A 290-nucleotide genomic window follows, 5' to 3' on the forward strand; every position below is an offset into this window, starting at 1 on the left:
GATCGCGGCGATCGCAGCGTTCGTTTCATCGAGCGCGTCGACCGCCTCCTGGATCAGGGCGGTGCGTTTATCGGCGATCTGTGAATCGGTTTCGGCGGTCACGCTCTCTTCGACCTGCTCCCGGTTGACCGCCTGCGCTTCAGCTTCCGCCTGAGCCGTATCCTGAGACCAGGAAGGGCCGGCGCTGACAATCAGCAGGGCCAAAGCTGTTCCCGCGTAAAGATTCCTGAGTTTCATCAGTCTGTTCCTTTCGGCTGTGATTGGTTCTACGGCGGTTTTGCCGCAGAGTC

1 protein-coding gene is annotated in these 290 nt (G+C 60.0%); it reads right to left on the reverse strand.

From position 1 onward, the window contains the following. The coding region (locus CG51_RS18905) for a hypothetical protein (protein ID WP_035747713.1) at positions 1–237 on the reverse strand (237 nt) is incomplete at its 3' end. Positions 238–290 lie beyond the last annotated feature (53 nt).

This window comes from Haematobacter missouriensis (assembly GCF_000740775.1).
GTDB classification, from domain to species: domain Bacteria; phylum Pseudomonadota; class Alphaproteobacteria; order Rhodobacterales; family Rhodobacteraceae; genus Haematobacter; species Haematobacter missouriensis.